Source organism: Nocardia sp. Root136 (assembly GCF_001427185.1).
Taxonomy (GTDB): domain Bacteria; phylum Actinomycetota; class Actinomycetes; order Mycobacteriales; family Mycobacteriaceae; genus Nocardia; species Nocardia salmonicida.
The window spans coordinates 223346-241465 of the sequence record NZ_LMFE01000002.1; the positions used below are offsets into that span (position 1 = coordinate 223346).

At 62.5% G+C, this 18120-nt stretch carries 18 protein-coding genes and 1 rRNA gene; 4 read left to right on the forward strand and 15 right to left on the reverse strand.

Features of this window, described 5'->3' with window-relative positions:
* Nucleotides 1-555 precede the first annotated feature (555 nt).
* The 6 genes from argS (ASD42_RS14835) to ASD42_RS14860 all read right to left on the reverse strand — a co-directional run bounded on the left by argS (ASD42_RS14835) (nt 556) and on the right by ASD42_RS14860 (nt 8128).
* Nucleotides 556-2322: an arginine--tRNA ligase gene (gene argS / locus ASD42_RS14835; protein ID WP_056816744.1), complete on the reverse strand. Its 1767-nt coding sequence runs from the start codon at nt 2320-2322 to the stop codon at nt 556-558.
* Between the two features lie 47 nt (nt 2323-2369).
* Nucleotides 2370-3095, reverse strand: a complete 726-nt coding sequence (locus tag ASD42_RS14840) for a hypothetical protein (RefSeq protein ID WP_056816746.1) — start codon at nt 3093-3095, stop codon at nt 2370-2372.
* Entirely contained in the window at nt 3092-4009 is a 918-nt protein-coding gene (locus tag ASD42_RS14845; protein WP_056816749.1) for a class I SAM-dependent methyltransferase, read from the reverse strand. The genes ASD42_RS14840 and ASD42_RS14845 overlap by 4 nt, the downstream gene beginning before the upstream one ends.
* Nucleotides 4006-5499 (reverse strand): pyridoxal phosphate-dependent decarboxylase family protein, encoded by a 1494-nt coding sequence (locus tag ASD42_RS14850; protein ID WP_063893643.1) that lies wholly within the window; start codon nt 5497-5499, stop codon nt 4006-4008. The genes ASD42_RS14845 and ASD42_RS14850 overlap by 4 nt, the downstream gene beginning before the upstream one ends.
* A 72-nt stretch (nt 5500-5571) precedes the next feature.
* Entirely contained in the window at nt 5572-6681 is a 1110-nt protein-coding gene (locus ASD42_RS14855) for a hypothetical protein (protein ID WP_056816751.1), read from the reverse strand.
* A 16-nt stretch (nt 6682-6697) separates the two neighbouring features.
* The gene (locus ASD42_RS14860) at nt 6698-8128 is read right to left on the reverse strand and encodes a helix-turn-helix domain-containing protein (RefSeq protein ID WP_056816754.1); all 1431 of its coding nucleotides are present in this window, start codon (nt 8126-8128) and stop codon (nt 6698-6700) included.
* 419 nt (nt 8129-8547) lie between these two features.
* On the opposite strand from ASD42_RS14860, the gene ASD42_RS14865 reads away from it, so the two are divergent.
* On the forward strand, nt 8548-8958 hold the full coding sequence (locus ASD42_RS14865; RefSeq protein WP_056816757.1) for a hypothetical protein: 411 nt from the start codon (nt 8548-8550) through the stop codon (nt 8956-8958).
* 12 nt (nt 8959-8970) lie between these two features.
* Here the strand turns inward: ASD42_RS14865 and ASD42_RS14870 are convergent, their stop codons facing one another.
* The 6 genes from ASD42_RS14870 to ASD42_RS34925 all read right to left on the reverse strand — a co-directional run bounded on the left by ASD42_RS14870 (nt 8971) and on the right by ASD42_RS34925 (nt 12335).
* The gene (locus ASD42_RS14870) at nt 8971-9591 is read right to left on the reverse strand and encodes a hypothetical protein (protein ID WP_056816759.1); all 621 of its coding nucleotides are present in this window, start codon (nt 9589-9591) and stop codon (nt 8971-8973) included.
* Nucleotides 9588-10880, reverse strand: a complete 1293-nt coding sequence (locus ASD42_RS14875) for a putative toxin (protein ID WP_056816762.1) — start codon at nt 10878-10880, stop codon at nt 9588-9590. Before ASD42_RS14875 ends, ASD42_RS14870 begins: the two co-directional genes overlap by 4 nt.
* Nucleotides 10881-10886: 6 nt before the next feature.
* Nucleotides 10887-11162 carry a WXG100 family type VII secretion target gene (locus ASD42_RS14880; protein ID WP_235569541.1) on the reverse strand — a complete coding sequence of 92 codons (276 nt, stop codon included), beginning with the start codon at nt 11160-11162 and terminating at the stop codon, nt 10887-10889.
* Nucleotide 11163: 1 nt separating this feature from the next.
* Complete coding sequence (locus tag ASD42_RS14885; protein WP_056816768.1) at nt 11164-11499, reverse strand: WXG100 family type VII secretion target; 336 nt, start codon at nt 11497-11499, stop codon at nt 11164-11166.
* Nucleotides 11500-11624: 125 nt separating this feature from the next.
* Nucleotides 11625-12194, reverse strand: coding sequence for an arginine--tRNA ligase domain-containing protein (gene argS, locus ASD42_RS34920; protein WP_056816770.1), 570 nt, complete (start codon nt 12192-12194; stop codon nt 11625-11627).
* 3 nt (nt 12195-12197) lie between these two features.
* The gene (locus tag ASD42_RS34925; RefSeq protein WP_200950454.1) at nt 12198-12335 is read right to left on the reverse strand and encodes a hypothetical protein; all 138 of its coding nucleotides are present in this window, start codon (nt 12333-12335) and stop codon (nt 12198-12200) included.
* A 71-nt stretch (nt 12336-12406) separates the two neighbouring features.
* Between ASD42_RS34925 and ASD42_RS14895 the strand changes: the two genes are divergently transcribed.
* The gene (locus ASD42_RS14895) at nt 12407-13582 is read left to right on the forward strand and encodes a WD40/YVTN/BNR-like repeat-containing protein (protein ID WP_235569543.1); all 1176 of its coding nucleotides are present in this window, start codon (nt 12407-12409) and stop codon (nt 13580-13582) included.
* A 4-nt stretch (nt 13583-13586) separates the two neighbouring features.
* A complete protein-coding gene (locus tag ASD42_RS14900; protein ID WP_056816773.1) occupies nt 13587-13859 on the forward strand; it encodes a MoaD/ThiS family protein in 273 nt (90 codons plus the stop codon).
* Between the two features lie 25 nt (nt 13860-13884).
* Here the strand turns inward: ASD42_RS14900 and ASD42_RS14905 are convergent, their stop codons facing one another.
* On the reverse strand, nt 13885-15258 hold the full coding sequence (locus tag ASD42_RS14905; protein WP_056816776.1) for a hypothetical protein: 1374 nt from the start codon (nt 15256-15258) through the stop codon (nt 13885-13887).
* A gap of 9 nt (nt 15259-15267) precedes the next feature.
* The gene (locus ASD42_RS14910) at nt 15268-15807 is read right to left on the reverse strand and encodes a hypothetical protein (protein WP_056816778.1); all 540 of its coding nucleotides are present in this window, start codon (nt 15805-15807) and stop codon (nt 15268-15270) included.
* 134 nt (nt 15808-15941) lie between these two features.
* On the opposite strand from ASD42_RS14910, the gene ASD42_RS14915 reads away from it, so the two are divergent.
* The gene (locus ASD42_RS14915) at nt 15942-17969 is read left to right on the forward strand and encodes a UvrD-helicase domain-containing protein (RefSeq protein WP_235569545.1); all 2028 of its coding nucleotides are present in this window, start codon (nt 15942-15944) and stop codon (nt 17967-17969) included.
* A gap of 68 nt (nt 17970-18037) precedes the next feature.
* Here ASD42_RS14915 and rrf read toward each other — a convergent pair.
* Nucleotides 18038-18120 (reverse strand): 5S ribosomal RNA (gene rrf / locus ASD42_RS35845); the annotation flags it as partial.

Here is an 18120-nt window from a genome sequence, read left to right on the forward strand (position 1 = left end):
TTGCCGCGATCCGTTGGAAGATTGCTCTGACCTCAGCCCTGTCCAACTCCCCGTAACCCGCTGCTCGGACGGCCCGCTGGTACTGCCCGAAGGTTGGCTCTGGGTCATCGCGAAGGACGCCTAGAACGATCGCCTCAACGGCAGTACGCCTCTCGTCACCGCAGGGAACCTTGGCAGATGGCGAAACCTGCCGATCGCCGCCCTGCGTTGCCCGCGCATTCCGCCCTTTCACCGCGGCCTTGCGTCGCTTCGCTCTAGTTCCACGACGGGGTTCACCAGTTGCGCGCTGTTCTTGGACCGCACCGAAATTCGAACGGATCGCGCGGATCGTCGTTTGCCGGATCGAACCGCGGATCTTGATCGCCTCGGTGCGCCCGATTCGCATACCAGTCACGTACCATCACGGCCCCGCTTCGTCCGAACATCAGCTCGCGTACTTCGCGCATTCCCGACATTACAAGTGACCATCGACACATGTATGGCAAAGCATCAAGCGGAGAGGTTACGAACTGCTGACCGGACGCAGCACCGATGCGGCGAGCGTCCGGCCACGGGTCACATCCGTCGTGGTGCCGCCATACCCAATTGGCCCAACCCAAGCTCCAGCGTTCGAGCAGTCAACTGGCACAGCGCGATTCGATTCGAACGAATCGGCCCATCGGCCGCGATAACCGGGCACGTGTCGTAGAAGGTGGTGTAAGCGCGGGCGAGATCGTAGATATAACCGGCCAGGCGGTGCGGTTCCAACACCTCGGCCACCTCGGCCAGGACAGTTCCGTAGTAGTCCAGAGCCAGTGCGAGTCCTCGCTCTGCTGGTTCGAGTGGACCGGCAGTATCGACCATGACCTGCGTCGTGGCGTGAGCCTTGCGCAGGATCGAACAGACACGGGCGTGGGCATATTGCAGGTAGACGCCGGTATTGCCGTTGAGCGTCGTCATCCGGTCCAGGTCGAAGCTGTAATCCTTGACCCGCGACGTCGACAGATCTGCGTACTTGACCGCACCGAGTCCCGCTTGCTCAGCGATGGTGTCGAGCTCGACAGGAGAAAGGTCCGGATTCTTCTCAGCGACGACAGCACGGACACGCGCGGCGGCCTCGTCGAGCAAGCCCATCAACCGAACCGTCCCGCCCGCACGGGTTTTGAACGGTTTGCCATCCGATCCCAAGATGGTGCCGTAAGCGACGTGATCGACCTGGATCGCCTCGGTAAGCCAACCCACCCGCCGAGCCGCTTCGAAGATGAGCTGAAAGTGCAGAGCCTGTCGCGAATCGGTGACATACAGCAGCCGATCCGCGTGCAGCGAGCCGATGCGGTATCGGATAGTCGCCAAGTCGGTGCTGTCGTAGCCGTAGCCGCCGTCGCGTTTTCGGGCCATCAGCACAACAGGCTGATCATCAGGGCCTGTGACCTGCTCGGACAACACAACGATCGCGCCGTCGCTGTCGACTGCTACGCCTTTGTCGATGAGTTCGGTGACGGTATCAGCAAGATGGTCGTTGTAGAACGACTCACCGACGTAGTCATCCGGGGTGAGCAAAACACCGAGCCGGTCGTAGATCGCACCGAACGCTTTCTCGGACTCGGCGACGATCTCGCGCCACCGCGCAACGGTGTCAGGGTCGCCAGCTTGCAGTGCAACCACGCGGTTTCGTGCCCGGTCAGCAAAGGCAGGATCGGAGTCGAACTGGGCGCGGGCGGCTTTGTACAGGCTGTCCAGCGCCGACACCGCACTGGTCTCAGCGTCGAGTTCTTCGGCGTGCCAAGCTGATTCGGGGTGCTCGTCGATGTACTGGATGAGCATCCCGAACTGGGTTCCCCAATCGCCGAGGTGGTTCGCGCGCACGACATCAGCACCGAGAAACCCGAAGACCCGGGCAAGGCTGTCACCGATGATCGTGGTCCGCAGATGCCCGACGTGCATTTCTTTCGCCACGTTCGGCGCGGAGTAGTCGATGACCACTCGATGCCCGCTCTCGGTGGCTGGCACACCGAGGCGTTCATCAGCCAGCCGTGCAGCAACGCTTTCCCAGATCGCCCGATCAGCGAGAGAGATGTTCAAGAATCCTGGGCCCGACACCTGCACGTCGGCAATCACACCATCGGCGAGATCGAGACTGGCTGCGAGCTCGCCACCGAGCTGCGCCGGCGGCATTCCGACCTTCTTCGCCAACGACAGCGCAGCGTTGGATTGGAAGTCGGCCCGATCGGATCGTCGCACCACCGGGTCCGCATCCGCCATTTCCGGGCGGACTCGCACGATCGCCTCCGACACAGCGGCAGCGACACGTCCGAGCAGCGGCACAATACCGGCAGAGCTCACCTTGGATTCCTTTCGATAGGGATGGTGAGCCCATTGTCGCAGGTGCGTCATGCGGCGTGACCAGGACCGACCTGTTCGTCGCGGACATGGCATCGGCGAAACCGCGTACCGCCGATCACCTCGACCAGATTCCGGGCGACCAGCGATGCCAGTCCGGACTGAACGGTCGAGCACAGGCGAGCGCCGGGGGTGTAGCCCAGGAAGTCTTTGCCACGCACTCCTCCGGGCACTTCGGTGAGTGCCCGTACGGCGTCGAGCACGGTCACTTCGGGTACCCCCAGCATCGAAATTGCGAGCACTGCGATCGCCTGCTCCGCCCTCGCCCGGTCAGCGCGATACCGTGCCACGCTTCCGCCGAGGAACACGTGCTCACTGGTCAGAGCGTTGAGAATGAGTCGTTGGGCAAAGGCCGGCGAATTCAACCAGCGTCGGTCGGCAACGACAGGATCCGCGCTGAGCACACCGCTGATTCTCGAGAAGCACCGCAATCCGACTGCGCTGTCGACATCGGCGAAGGTCGCGAAAAGCTTTGTCTCGTAATCGACTTCCGTGTCAGTGCGTAGCCCGAAGTCGTCGTGGATCTTGCATACAGCGGCAACCAGGTCGTTCATGATGTGATAACCGGGGCGATGCCGTCCAACCAACACCAGATCCAGGTCCGAGTCCGAGTAACCAGCGCCGACGGCCTGTGAGCCGTACGCCAATCCGTAGCCGCCGACCGGGGTACTGGTGCGACATAGCTGCGCCGCGGCGGCAAACAGTTCGGGAGTCACGACGCCAACCCGGCCGGAAGCGATGCACGCGGATGCGCGACTGCGTGGAAGTCGATGAAATGGACCCCACTCGGCAGCGCGACACCACCTTCCGGCATTTCGTATCGGTCGATGAACTCTTCCACGTCCCGCTCGAGTTCGAGGTCGTCGAGCAGTCGGGGGTGGTGCTTGAAATGGACGCCGAAGAACCATTCCCGGGCAGATTCCCGTGTGGGAGCCCACGCCACTCCCCCGAGCCGCGTGTGGGTCAGTGTGCCGTCGCCGCGGTTCTCGGCCTCGTGAAGCGCGTCGATCAGGACGTGCCGGGTGTAAGCGCGGCCACCGCCGGGGAATGGCGCGACTGTTTCCCAGGCCTGCGTCACCAACTGCTGTTCGGGGCTTTCAGCGTCGAACAACATCGCCAGCAAGTGCCCACCCGGCGCAGTCAGCCCAACCAGGTCGAGCACGAACTTCCGCGCGTGCTCTGCCGCGTCGGCCTGGTCACCCCGTGGCTGCACGCCCGCCGACGACAGCTCCTCGAAGAACTCGCCGATCGGGTAGCTCAACGACCAGAACGCCGTTACCAGGTCGAAGGTCGCCGCTCGGTCAGCCGCGAGCAGGGAGGTCACGGCGTCGCTGGTGTCCGCGCAGATCGTTTGGGCGTCGGGGAACTTCTGCGCGACCGCGGCCACCATCGTTTCGCTGTAATCGGCCAGCACGAGATTTCGGGCGTAGGGTGCGATCGCGTCAGTGATTCGGCCTGTGCCGCAGCCGAATTCGACAACGTTCAACGCTGCACGTGGTGCCGCATGGTGTTCGGTGAGCCAGTCCGCGACCAGGTCGATGTCTTCGGTGCCGCCGTAGAAATGCTGCAACAGCAGCTTGTCGTAGGTGCCTGCCGTCTCGTACACCGCGCGAAAACTCGAGTTCGTCATGCTACTTGTTCCTCCAGATCCGAGGCGAGATGGTCGAGGTAGGCGAGAACTTCGTGCATATGGGATTCGGTGAGCCCAGGGTTGTTGGCCATGAACCGCAGCGGATACACGACCGATCCTTTCCGTAGGCGACCCAGGTCATCCGGCAACGTGAATTGGTGCAGATGCCAGCGGCCTTCGGCGAGGATCCGCTCATGAAGGGCGATGTTGAGCTGATTGACGCGGTCCAGCACAGGCTCGTCGATACGGCCGAGCATGCTTCCCGCCGGTAGGTAGGCGAAGACAACCGCCGCCAGGTTTGGGTCGTTGAGCCGAACCAGCCGTGGGTGCGCGTCGACCAACTCAGCGAATCGTCGAGTCAGCCTCTGTCGATGGTCGGCAAGTTCCGCGAGTCCCGCTCGGCCGCGGCCGAGCATCATCATCCACAGCTTCAGCGACATCCATCCCTTGGTGCCGACGAACGGAGTGACCTGTCCGAAAGCGAAGTCTTCCTGCATGATCAGATCCGAATAGGTCGAGATCGTCCGCAGCACAGAAGGTTTACGCACCAGCAGTGCGCTCAGCCCGTAGGGCACGGCCAGGATCTTGTGCGGGTCCACGGTGATGCTGTCGAACTCGGCGATGCCGTCGATCTTGTCCCGCAAGTTCGGGCTGAACGCCGCGAGCAGCCCCCAGCACGCGTCCGCGTGCAACCAAATACTCGGGTCAACTGCCCGCACGAGATCGTGCACGGCTCTCAGATCCTCGACCGTCTGAGTTCGGCTGTCACCGGCATAAGCGACCACCGCCATGACGCGATCACCGTCTTCCCGCAAAATTCGGGCGAGTTCGTTTCTGTCGTAACGGAATCCTCGAGTGGGGACTTCGATCACTTGCGCCCCGCACCCGATCCACGTCAACGCCGCCTTCACGCTGTAGTGTCCGATCCCTTTAGGAACCACCACTGCCATCCGGCCTGGGTTGGTGACACCTGTATGCATCGTGCCCGGCGCTTTCGCTTCCCTGGCCAGCATCATCGCGACGGTATTGCTGGTGGTCCCGCCGGGAGTGACCATGCCGCCCACATCCCACACCGTGTGCACCGCATCGACCGGTGGATTCGCGTAACCGAGCAGGTCTCGCAGCCATCGCAACACGGCGATCTCGACAAATGTGGCGCTCGGACTGTCGAACGACTGGTTGATCATGTTCTGCTGCGTCAGCACTGCCAGCGCGCTGCCCATCAGAGCGAGCTGGTCATCGCCGGTGTCACCGAAACCCATGAACCGTGGCGATGCCTCGTTCTTGCACAGCGGCAGCACATGATTCACAAACTCGGCCAGGACCTCCTCACCGGTCATGGACTGCACCGGGAGCTCAGTGACCAGCAGGTCTCGGATCTCGCGTGTTGTGCTTCGCCGACCGAATATCTCGGGGCGGGCCTTGAACTGCAAACCGATATCGACCGCGCGGTGCAACAAGCCGGTCGTTGTTGTCTCTGAATTCTTCACTGCCCCAGCGTCTCTCCGACCAGGGCTGGGATTCCAACAACAGGCTGCTGTACAACAGCCTGTTGTATCGGGTCAGGGCAGGTCAGCGATCGCCAACCGAAGGGCTGCAGCCCCTGCGGCTTGGATCGGATGCTCCGCGATGATCTGCTCGACCCGCTCAAAAGTGAAGGGCTGCAACTCGAGCACACGCCCCTCGTCGTTGTCGGCCACGATCTCGCCGAACAGTTCATCGAAGACTGGTCCGTCGATGATCACGGCGGTCAGCAGGTCCGTGGCGAAGCTCAGGGGATCGACGCCAAGTCCTAAGCAGTAAGCCTCGACCGATCCGTCGCCGAGCCCCTCCGTGAGTTTGGCAGCGAACTCCCATGACTCGTAGGCGATTGGGGTCTTCTCGCTGCCATGGTCTTCATCGGCACCACACAGTTCCTCGGAAAACTCACGGATCATGTTGCGCCAAAGGGAGAAGTCGTTTCCCGTGTTCCACTCGGCGTACCCCGAGGGCTGGAAGACGCCGACCGGAACCACCTGATACATCCCGCCAGCATGTCCGACCTTGCGTGGGTCACGCCAGTGCAGCAGGAACGACCGGTCACCGGTGTCGGCATCGCGCCGGATTGTGAGCGTGCTGATCGCGAGATTCGCCCGACGCTGCCCGAGATCGCATGGGTCGGTGATCGCGGCGCGTACCCCTGGTGCGACCTGTCCGTCGCGGTAAGCAACCGCGAACTCGTGAGCAGCCGCTTCCCCCACATCCACACTGTCGAAGTAGTGCCCCAAGCCAAATCGCAGGGTTGGCGATTGACCAGCCAGCTCCGCATGGAGCAGTCGGTAAGTCGGCCGATTCTCGAAGACTGTTGGTGCCGCGACATCGCCGACGACTGCGGAATATGTCTCATACTCTCCACCGTCGGCGCGCACAGGAAGGACAGAACTTCGCGGTGGATAGGCCGTGGACGACAGAGCTTCCGTGGGGGACCAATCCAACCTGATGTCGTTCACCGGAATTGGCGAAGTCGGCAGCCACTCGCGTCGTGCGAGTAGCACGGAATCGGCCACACGGTGCGCGTCTGGGTACTCCCCCGCCGCGGCAAGGTCCAGTTCGGTCCGGTGTTCACGCAGATAGGAGCGGGTTCGGGCCCACGCCTGCTCGCTGTCGGTCAGGGTGCGCGATTGCGTGGGCATGTGATCTCCAGATTCCTCAGCTGATCAAGCTGTGTCGATGCTGCCATGCCAGCGCCAAGCACGCTGCTCCCGGCGCGGCCATGGGTTCGGCTTCCAGCATCCGCGTCACCGACTCCTCGGTGAACGGCACTCCATCGGCGGCTCGGCCATCACCGATGCCGACTACCTCACCTTCCTCGTTGAACTGCACCATCGTGCCGAAGATTTCGTCGAATACGTCGTCGTCGATGACGACGACAGTGAGCAACGTGGCAGCCAATGTCAGCGCGTCGAGACCGAACCCGAGAAGATGTGCGGTGACTTTTCCTTGCGCACGAGCCGCACTGAGCTGCTGATAGAACGACCAATTCGCGTAGTCGATCGGAACACTTCGTGTCCCGTCGTGCTCTGGATGGCCGAGCACCTCTTCGGAATACTCCCGAACCATGTTGCGCCACAAGGAGAAATCGTTGCGGCGGTCCCATAACCCCATACTCGACGGCTGGAATTCACCTGCCGGAATCACGTCATAGACCCCGGCAGCGGTCGCGACACGAGAAGGGTCACGCCAGTGCAGCAGGAACGACGGCGGTGCTGGGAACCTGCGGAGCCGGATCGTCAACGTGGTGATGGCGGGGATGATCGCGCGCCGTGCCGGATCGAACGGATCTCCGATGAGCCCACGGAAAGGCAACATGCCCCTCAAGTCCGAGACGTCGGCGGTCGGATGAGCCAGACAGGCCGCAGCCAACTCGTGCGCGAGTGCCTCGCTGACATCGAGTTTGTCGAAGTAGCTGGCCAATCCGAAGCCCAATCCGCCGGATGTGACGGTGCCACCGAGATACCGGTAGCTCGGTCTCGACTCGAAGAGTTGCGGCGGGTCAAGATGTTTCACCGCTGCGGAATACGTCTCGAAGGCGAGCCCTGGAACGCGCAGCGGGCGCACGGGCGCGGTCTCTCCCTCGGCTCCGGTGATCTCGGCGAGTTGCGGTCCCTCATCGAGTTCGAGACGAAGTGAATCCAAATCTACTGGGGCAGCGGGTATCCAGCCGTCGCGAGTGATCAGCGACGTCCTCGGAAGCCGGTACTCGTCCGGATACCACGCGGTCGCCAGTCTCGCCAGGTCGTCGCGGTGGTGATTCAACCAGTTGCGTTGAACTCGCCATCGACCTCGACTGGTGGCCACCGCGGGAGTGTCATCAGCGCCCGCGCGGCGGTGAGCGCGACCCGCGATTCCGAGCTCCTCGGGAGGGATCCCCAGAACCCGAGCGAACCCTTGCCGTTGCTCCAGCGTGGCCTTGCGCGTTCCCTTCTCGACCTGACTCAGGAACTGCTGAGTGATCCCCAACGCATCAGCGACCACGGCCTGATTGGTCCCACCCGCAAGTCGGTACTCACGAACAACCTGGCCGACCGTCGGCGCCGCAACGCCGTCCCCGTCGCGCCGCAACCACCCGGACGTCTGCATCCCATCCACGATCGGCTCCTACCCAGCCAGTTCGTGACCGTTGAGGTTCGCGGTCGATGACCATTCGAGCAGATAAAGGGGATCCTGTCACCGCTTTTCGGGGCTGAGCACCCGCTCGTTTTGCAGGCAGCCGGGTTCCGGTCACCAACGCCGTCAACATCGTTGGAGTGATGGGTAAGCGGATCGCGTTTCAGATCAAGCAGACCTACCCGGACGATTACCTGTGCCCACCGGCCGCCGAATTCGCGCCGAACCTCGCTGAGGCTGCGCCGTAGGTCGTGCTCATAATTGACCCTCCCGGTTATGGCGAGGTGTGTACAGCCTGATCATCGCGAGTCACCACGCGGTAGCCTTGGCGGCGGGTGCCCGGCGGTCGGTTACATCGAGACGGGTGGTCCCGTTGACTCGAAAGGAACGCGATGTCTTGGCGCGATACCACCCCTGAACCGGTCCAGGACGATGTGGACAACCTCCTCGATTCCGCGCTGACGCTGGCAGAAGAGCACCTGCGGGATCGGGGCGAGTTCTTCCCGTTCGGCCTCGGTGTCGACCGGGAGGGCGGCGTCCGAGTCATCGATATCGACGCGCCAGATGCACGACAGGCCAAGCCGATGATCTTCACTGCGCTGTCACGAATGCGGGGTGACCTGCGGGCCGCGGCGGTGGTGACCGACGTGGCGCTACCGGAGACGGCGTCCAGCGGTATCGAGATCCATCTCGAGCACGCCCATGGGATCGCAATCGGAGTGATCGAGCCCTACAGGCTTGCCGACGGGACACTTGAGGCCGAACCATTGGAAGGTCACACTGCCATTCGTGCTGTGTGGTGAAGTCCGCTTGAATCAGCTCTGATCGTGGGCGAGGATCCGTTTGGCGAGCTGGCGCATCCGAGGCTTGTCAGCACTCAGGAATGGCTCGATTTTTTCGCGCACACCTTGCACCCGCATTTTCGCCAAGGCCTCCAGCGCATTTCCTTCGACAGATTCATCGTCGACAAGACTGAGCGCGACGGTAGCGGCCTCAGGGTGCCGTGATTTGCCGAGCCAGGTCACGACCATTCCACGACTACGACCGAAGGCGCGGTCAGACGCTATAGCTGCCAAAGCATCGAAGTGTTCCTTTCCAGCCGGAATGTCGTACAGGGCATTGCCTGCCGCCCACCGCGTATCCAGCCCGATGTTCTTGGCGTGGTCGAACTGGGATATCAGCGCTGGTATCGCAATCGATTTGCGGGATTCCTTGACACCGAGGGCTCTGACAATCATCAGCCTAGCCATGTCGCGGCCTCGGGTTTCATCACCCGGCCAGCGGGTTTCGAGCTCGACGAGCCAACCCGAGAGCACACCGATGATCTTCGCGTCGACAGGCTTGTCCGGGAACTGAAATATCGTCCGGGCGTATCCACCTGCGTGTTGATAATCAGCGAGCAGTTCACTTCCGGCCTGATCGTCGGTTGGCGTCAACTTCGGAAATCCATTCTCACGTGTTTGATCTTGCCTTGGTTGACCAAGCTCTGCATCTCGGCGGTCAGTTTGGTGTTGTTGTCAGTGATCAGGACAAATTCATAACCTCGCCGATCACAGTATGCTAGTTCATCCCTGATTTGATCGGTCAGACCCTGATTCTGTACATTCTTGACCTCGGTGAGTCGCTGCTGTCCGTGATCGAGGTCATCCGGCGTGCGGCGTTTTCCGGAGTCACCGATGAGCGACTCCTTCGTCTTCATCGGGTCGATGCCGGCACGCATCTCCGCCTTTTCGCCCTCGAGCCTGTTCCGTTTCGTGGTTCCAGTGCTGGCAGGCGGCGGCGGGTTCTTCAGTTGCTTGTCCAGTACCGGCTGAAACTTCGACGTCATCACGTATCGGACAGTCCCGGAAGCGGCGGTAAATGTGCTCGAGCTCAGAAGCTCCGCTTGCGTCAGCGCCTTCATCGCCAGCTGTATGCGATCGCGGACGATATCGATTTCTATATCGGCAAGCTTCTTCGCCCCAGCGGACACTGCCTTCCCGCCGATCAGCGCACCCAGCACATCGGCTCCCACCGCACCGGAGAGGAGCGTGAGTTGCAATTCCGAGTATTCTTGAACGTCTTTCAGCGTCGCCGAGTACCCGCCGACGGCCCCCGAGATATTTCGCATGGAATCGCTGAGGGCATCGAACGCGTCGATGACGGAGTTGTGGGCATCTTGGATATCGGGCATCTCATCGGTCTGCGATCCGCTGAGGTTCGCCATCTTCTTGCGGAGATCGACATCGAGGGTTCCGTAGGCCGAAGCGGCGTTGAGCCAACTTGTCGAGACTTGTTCCATCAGTGTGGCATTCCCGTCGATCCACATCTCCGGCTGCATGACGATATCCCAGGCAGCAGGTTTGGCCCGGCTTCCGCCCTTGGGTGATTTCAACGGGCGACAGATGAAGGTCTTCGAACCGGGGTCCGACGGGGGCAGTATCTTGCCGCTGTTGTAGTCCTCCGCGTTCTCGGACTGGTCGTGGTTGATGCCGCTTTGCCGCACCAACAGCGCCATCTTCGCAAGTACCTCAGTCGCCCTGCCCGCCGTGACCGTCGCCTCGACACCACAGATGGTGTATCCCCGTCCCCAGCTTTCCCCGCAAGGGTCGTTGCCCGCCATGTTCACCGCGTCGCGCAGCTCGCGATCCATGGTGGTGAGCGCGGCGCTGGCGGTACGGCTCGCCGTGCTGTACTGACCGGAGAGGTCGTAGAACAACTCCGGGTCGACATCGAGTTCGCTCACCCTCGTTCAGCTCCGCCACATCGCGACGTTTGCGGCTATGGCTTCGGTGTAGTTGGAGTGGGCGGCTTGCGCGGCGAGCCGCATATCCTCCACACCATCGCGAATCTCCTTCGCCGCAGCCATCAGTCGGCGATGCGCTGTTGCCTGCGCGGTCGCCGCGTCACCATCCCAGCCCGTCTGCAGCTTGCTGATCGCGATGTCGAATGCTTCGATCTGCTCGTCGAAAAACCCTTCGAAACCTCCCATTCGGGCAATGACGGAGTCGAGTAGGGCCAGGTTCACGCTATGAGACACCGGGTAGATCCAGACTCGAGGCGACTGCTTCGATCGCAGCCGCGTTGGCGCCTTCCTGACCGAGATATGCCTCAGCACTGTCGTCCAACGCGACGGTGGTGTCACGAATTGCATCCAGCAGTTCGGAGAGGCCATCGCGAACATCGGCAAATCCGGCGGCGAACTGCTCGCCCTGCCGTCCCTTCCAGGTGCTGGTCAGCGACGTAACATCTGACTCGAGGGACTTGAACCCCGAGACCATGCCATCGAGCAAGGTCCGCACCGCTGAAGCGGCGGCGGCGAGTTCAGCCGGAGTTGCCTGAAATGTTTGTCCACCGTATGTCACCGGTGTTCCCCCCTTCACTATCTGAAGTCATGGTAACGATCAATCACGAAAGTGTCGCGGGCCCAGTCGATCCGGCGACTGGGAAGCCGAGCCTGTGATCGCCTAGCGAAGCCGCTTCTCAGGTTTCAGCAGGACACGCGCGTCGACAAACGCCTGCGGCCCGTTCGTGGCATCGAATGGGCCGCAGAGCGCACTGACCGAGCTGACCCGGCCGTGGCCGTACTGCAGATGCCGTTGTCCGCCGTCATCTGGTCCTGGTCGAAGACGTACTCCTTGACCCTGGAGGTCGACAGGTCGGCGTACTTGACCGCGCCGATACCCGTCGGCTGATCATCCGGGGCCCTTGACCTGCTCGGACTCGGCGGTAATCTCCCGCCACCGCGCGACCGTGTCGAGGTCCCGGCTTGCAGGACAACAACCCGAGTTCGAGCCCGATCAGCGAAGGAAGGCTCGGCGTCGAACTGTGCGCGGGCGGCCGTATACAGGCTGTCCAGCGCCGACACTGAACTGGTGTGCGCATCGAGTTCTTCAGTGTACAAAGCAAATTCAGGATGCTCGTCGATGTACTGGATCAGCATCCCGAACTGAGTCCACCAATCACCCACATGGTTCGCGGGTACGACATCAGCGCCGAGGAACCCGAAGACCCGAGCCAGGCTGTCATCGATGATGGCGGTCTGGCGTCCGACGTGCATTTCCTAGGTCACGTCCGGCGCCGAGTAGTCGATGAGGACCCGTTGCCCAACTTCGGGGGTAGCGATGCCGAGCCGGTCGTCAGCCAACCGCGCGGCGACGGATTCCCAGACCACCGCCGAATCGGGCAAGGTGATGTTCAAGAAGCCTTGGCAGAGCTAGTTGGATGCTCGCGGACTCCAGGTGAGTTCATAGGTTCGGTAGCGAGTGCCACATGAACCCTCGGGTGTTGTCGGTGTGGCGGCGTAGTGTCACGCATATCGGCGTTGCGGTGACCAACCGGAGGTTCGCGATGGACGTGCTGCTCGGGATCGGAACACGTAAGGGTTTGTTCTTGGCTCGTAGCCGGGATGGGCGAGCTAGTTGGACGGTGTCGCCACCGCAGTTTCCGGTGGCTGATGTGAAGGCGTTGGCGATTGATACTCGGCGGGAGACGCCGCGGGTACTCGCCGGAGTTTTGAATAGTCATTTCGGGCCCACGTTGGTGGTCAGTGATGATCTCGGGGAGACGTGGAGCGAGCCGGATGACGCGCCGCTGGCGTTTCCCGAGGACACCGAGGCCGCATTGGGCGGCGTTTGGCAGATTGCGCCTGCCACCGATGCCGAGCCGGATGTCGTGTACGCCGGCGTCGAACCGTCGGCGTTGTTCCGGTCGGCTGATCGCGGCCGGACGTTCGAGCTGGTCAGGGGGTTGTGGGAGCATCCTCATCGGCCGCAGTGGGAGCCGGGCGGTGGCGGGCTGGCTTTGCACACCGTGCTGCCGCATCCGGTCGATACTCAGCGGATGGCGGTGGCCATGTCCACCGGCGGTGTCTATCAGACTTCCGACGGCGGCGAATCATGGACGCCGACGAACAAGGGCGTCACCGCGGATTTCATGCCTGGCGAATTGCCGGAATGGGGGCAGTGCGTGCACAAAGTCGCCCTCGATGCCGAATCGCCGAGCACCATGTATCTGCAGAACCACGGTGGTGTGTTCAGAAGTACCGATGCAGGGGTGAGCTGGCAGTCGATCGACGGTGGGTTGCCACCGTCCAACTTCGGCTTCCCGATCGTCGCGCATCCGCGTAAGCCAGGGGTTATCTACACCTTCCCCCTGGTCGCGGACATGGAGCGCTTCCGCTTCCCACCCGATGCCACCTGCGCGGTGTATCGCAGCGAGGACGGTGGCGACACATGGTCGAAGCAGAACGATGGGCTCCCGCAGGTCCCGTTCTGGGCGGCGGTCATGCGCGATGCCATGTGTGCCGACGACGCCGAGCCGACCGGCATCTATTTCGGCACCCGCAACGGCGAAGTGTATTGCAGCGCGGACGAAGGTGACCATTGGCGGCTCGTAGCCGACAAGCTGCCGGACGTGCTGTGCGTGCGCGCCGCGGTCATCGGTTAGCGCGATGGCTCGTGTCTGTCTGCCCTCCATGCTGCGCACCTACGTCGACGGCGCCAAGGAATTGGATGTCGACGGCGCGACCCTGAAGCAGGTTCTCGATGCGCTGCGCGAACGATCGCCCGGGTTGGAACGCCGACTCCGCGACGAGCGCGGGGCGTTGCGTCGGTACGTGAACTTCTATGTCGACGGTGACGAATGCCGTCTGCTCGACGGCCAGGACACCGCTGTCGTTGCGGGCACCGAGGTGATGATCATTCCTTCGGTCGCCGGTGGATGATCCGTATTCTGTTGGAGCACAATGCTTACCGGAAATAGGGCGTGGCCTGCACCCAATGGAACCCTCGCGAGACAGCCGGGTACTGCGCGAGGTCGACTTGGTCCAGTTGCATTCGCACCGGTCGACCGCCGAGCGAGCCCTCCAAGATCAGCTGATCCGGTTGTGGCTGAACGTAACTGAAGGTCACGAGCTTCCATTGGTGTGTCGTGTCTTTCGACAGCGTAATGGTGTGCTGGTCGGTGTCGATTCGGGCAGGGAACGAGACAAGTGAATCGTCGAGCCGCTGCATGGTTATGCCCTGGGGGATGTCGAAGATGATGCGGCGAAATCGTTCGGTGGCGCTCGGTATTCCGCCGTTGGGCCGCGATTCGCGGAAGTCGACCAAGGCGGGCACCTCCTCGCCGCCAGCCGAGTACACGGTGACGTTCCAGATGCCGTAGAGCGGTGACTTGGGCCGTGCGTTGCCGTAGGTGTGCCAGCCGTCGTACGCCTCGACGGTCGTGGCGCCGAGCAGCCACACCCCCATCAGTACCTGGGCGGCCAGGAGGATTCGGCCACCGCGCGGTGTAGAAAGCAAAGGTACCTGCGGTCGATCTCCTACGGCCCGGCCGAACAGAGCGCGGACGATGCGAACGATGTCGGGTGCGGCCAACACCGTTGCGTACAGGAACAATTGCAGGGCGAACAGCTTCACCGGCACATCGAAGGTGAGATTCATCAGCAGAACCTGAAGGGCCACGATCACGGCCAGCACAGATCCGAGCCCTGCGGTCACCGGCAGGATCAGCAGCAGCGCCGCAAAGACTTCCGCCGCACCCAATGCCATCTCATACGGCTCCGACAGCGACGACTGCGCCCACAGCACCGCCATCGGGCTCATATGACCGAACGGTTCGACCAGCCGCTCGAGGTTGAACGACATCTGGGACGGCAGCACTTTGATCATTCCGTACAGCAAGAGAGCGCTGACCAGGGAAATGCGCAGCAGCAGTCGGAACCACTCGTACAGTCGCACGTAGTTCGGGCGACGCCGGTCGAGGACCGACCAGGCAGCAGTGACCGGTACAGCGACCAAGAGCAGGGTGAAGACAGCCACCCACTTCGCAGCAGTGTCACCGCTGCCGGTGACCGTGTAATCGATACGCACATCGAAGATTTGGGTGCCGACCCAGTCGCTGAGCGGATGCAACGCCGTCCATTTGGCGACCTCGCTCACCATCTCCTGCGGCACACCGAAAGTGCGCAGCAACGCGTGCAGCAGCCACACCCCGGCCATCCCGATACCGAGAACAACGAACCCGAACCGGAAGAGCACCCGGACAGCCGGGTGCCACCGCTCCACGACTTCCAGTTCGACGTCGACGATGGGCTCCCGCTGAGCCAACACCCCTGTCACCATCCATCACTCCTACGGTCGAAAGCCGTGCGGGTGAAACGCTATGGCAGCAAGCGTGACTCGGAAATCCAGCAAAATCGTTGCCCCGAGCATTCGGGTCACGCGTGTATTCAGAACAGTCCACACATTGCTGTCCGGCCCTTGGCCGAGGCAGAGAGAATGGCGTGCTCTGTCCAGCTGTGTGATGCCAGCGCGGTCCACGGTACTGAGCGGCCACTGGTCGGGTTGCGACATCCGGCTGGTGCCGATGCTCTCGACCTGGGAGCGCACCGCCAAAGCGACGCGGCCCGGAAGTAGCTCGGTCAGGCACTCCGCAGGCGCGAGCGCAATTTCGGTGAACGTGATGGTGCTGACGTTCGCGCCATTGGACGCGTCGGTGAACGCGAAGGGAGTTCCGAGACCCGACGTCGGCGCTGCACTGGCCGAGATCGTGGCCGGCGACTCGGCGCTCCCACACCCGGTGACACCGACCAGAACGACCGAGACGGCGATAGGCGCCAGATAACGCTGCCTGAACGAAATCCCCTCGTGCGGACGCGAGCCGGAAAGCATTGCACGACGCGGCACCCTGCTGGAAATTCGCCGATCACATGACCACGGTCAGGCAGAGGCTCGCCGGAGGTGTAGCTGCCGAGGTCAAGGAGCCCGTCCATCCGATCCGTATGCCGTCCGGTCCGATGTCAACTATGTTGGTACTCAACGCATTACAGCTCCACCTGCTGTACGGAGCTGAGGTATCCGGAGGGGGATCGATGCCGAATATTCATCGCGAGCGGGTAGCACGGTGGGCGGAGCGCACACTCGCCGAGCAGCGACAGTTGACGCCTGGCCAGCGTCGTTTCCTAGCAGCCCTACTCACCAATCCCGGCTGGCATGTGCTCGTGGACCGCGGTTCACCCACACCCGACCGGATCGCGGCGTTCGCGCTGGGGCGCACCGGTGTTTTCGCACTTGTCTTCACCGAGACACTGCCCAACTCTGCCGACATCATGAAAATCCGCAGCGAGGCCGAGCGGACGTTCGCCAAGGTGGTAGTCGGCGGCGCCCAGTTCGTGCCGCACTCCCTCGACATCATGCTGCTCATGCCCCACGGTTCACGGCCCGTGGCAGATGGCCGCTACCTTGTTGTCGATGAGACCAGCTTCGTCGGCACCCTGCTGCGTCGTGAGAAACGGATGCGTGCGGAGCGGGTCAGTGAGCTGGCAGCGACCGCTGCGGAAAAGCTCAGCACGCACAGACACCTCTGCGCCGACGACGCGCCAACAGCGGAAAACGTCGATGCCGGCGGGCTATTCGACCAGGAGGACTTACACGCTGACGCGAGGACGGCCGCGCTTGCCAAGCCATTCAGCGATTGGATGACGTTCCTCGACCCCGAGCAGCTCACGCTGGTTCACACCACTTTTACCGGCCCTGCCCGTTTAAGCGGTCCGGCCGGCACCGGCAAGTCGGTCGTCGCGCTGCACCGCATGGCGTACTTCGCCAAGCGCAATCCAGGGCGACTGCTCTTCACGACGTTCGTCAAGAGCCTGCCCGCCTACCACGAGCGAAGCTTCGCCCGGTTGGAGCCACACGCTGTCGATCGCGTCCAATTCAAGGGGCTACACGCATCGGCGACCGCGTTCCTGCGCCGTCGCAAGGTCGAGTTCGAACTCGACAACGACGCGATCAAGCACGCGTTCAGCAAGGCTTGGCAGGGCGCAGGTGGGGTGTTGGACCGGGTCGAGGGTACCGATCGCGGCTACTGGAAAGACGAGATCGACAGGGTGATCAAGGGCCGCAGGATCACCGACCTGACGACATACAAGGGCGTGCAGCGGGTGGGTCGTGAAGGGATCAGCCTCCGGTCCTCCCGTCGTCAATTCGTCTGGGAGAACCTTTATCTGCCTTACCAGGAGGTCCTGGATGCGCGGCATATCCACGACTTCAACGACGTCATCTCGCTGGCCGTCGACGAGCTCCGAGCACGGCCGCTCGACAGTACCGAGGCATACGCCATGGTGGTCGTCGACGAAGTACAGGACTTCACGCTCACGCAGTTGCAGCTGGTGCACCAGATAGCGGGCGGCGATTCCGACGCCCAACTGCTCCTGGTCGGTGACGGACAGCAGCAGGTCTATGCCGGTGGCTGCACCCTGTCCGAGGCGGGGATTCCTCTTGTCGGCGGCCGTGGTCGAGTGCTTCGAACGAACTACCGCAATCGTGAAGCGGTGCTGCGGTATTCACAGCGCATCGACGCAGGCAACGCCGTAGACGATCTCGATGGCGGTGCCGGCGTCATCCTCCGAGACAGCGATCCCACGTTGTCGGACGGTCGCGCGGACGATGCGCACGTCTCCCGCCGCGATATCGACCGTCTGCTTCCCCTCGCGCTCCGTAATGCACAGCTGGAGCCGGGTTCTGAGATCGCCGTGATCGTGAACTGGCCGAGCGAGGTCTATCGGTACCTACGGGTGCTGCGCCGGGCGGGCTTCGACGCCATCGCGTTGGAGGACGACGACGGCTCGCAGGTCGGGCAGGTCAAGATCGGTACGGTGCGCCGTGCGAAGGGAATGGATTTCACCGCGGTCTTCCACGTCACCGCGGAACCGCCGGCCGATATCGGTGCGCTGTCCGGCGGTGCCAGGGACCTAGCCGAGATGCTTGCCAGACAGCTGCTCGTCGCCACCAGCCGCGCCCGTGACTATCTCTGGGTCGCCTACCTGTCAGACTGAATTAAAGGATAAGGACTGGGAACGCAAAAAGGCCCCCAACCAATGGTTGAGGGCCTTTCGCAATGATGTTCCGGCAGTGTCCTACTCTCCCACACCCTGTCGAGTGCAGTACCATCGGCGCAGGTGGCCTTAGCTTCCGGGTTCGGAATGG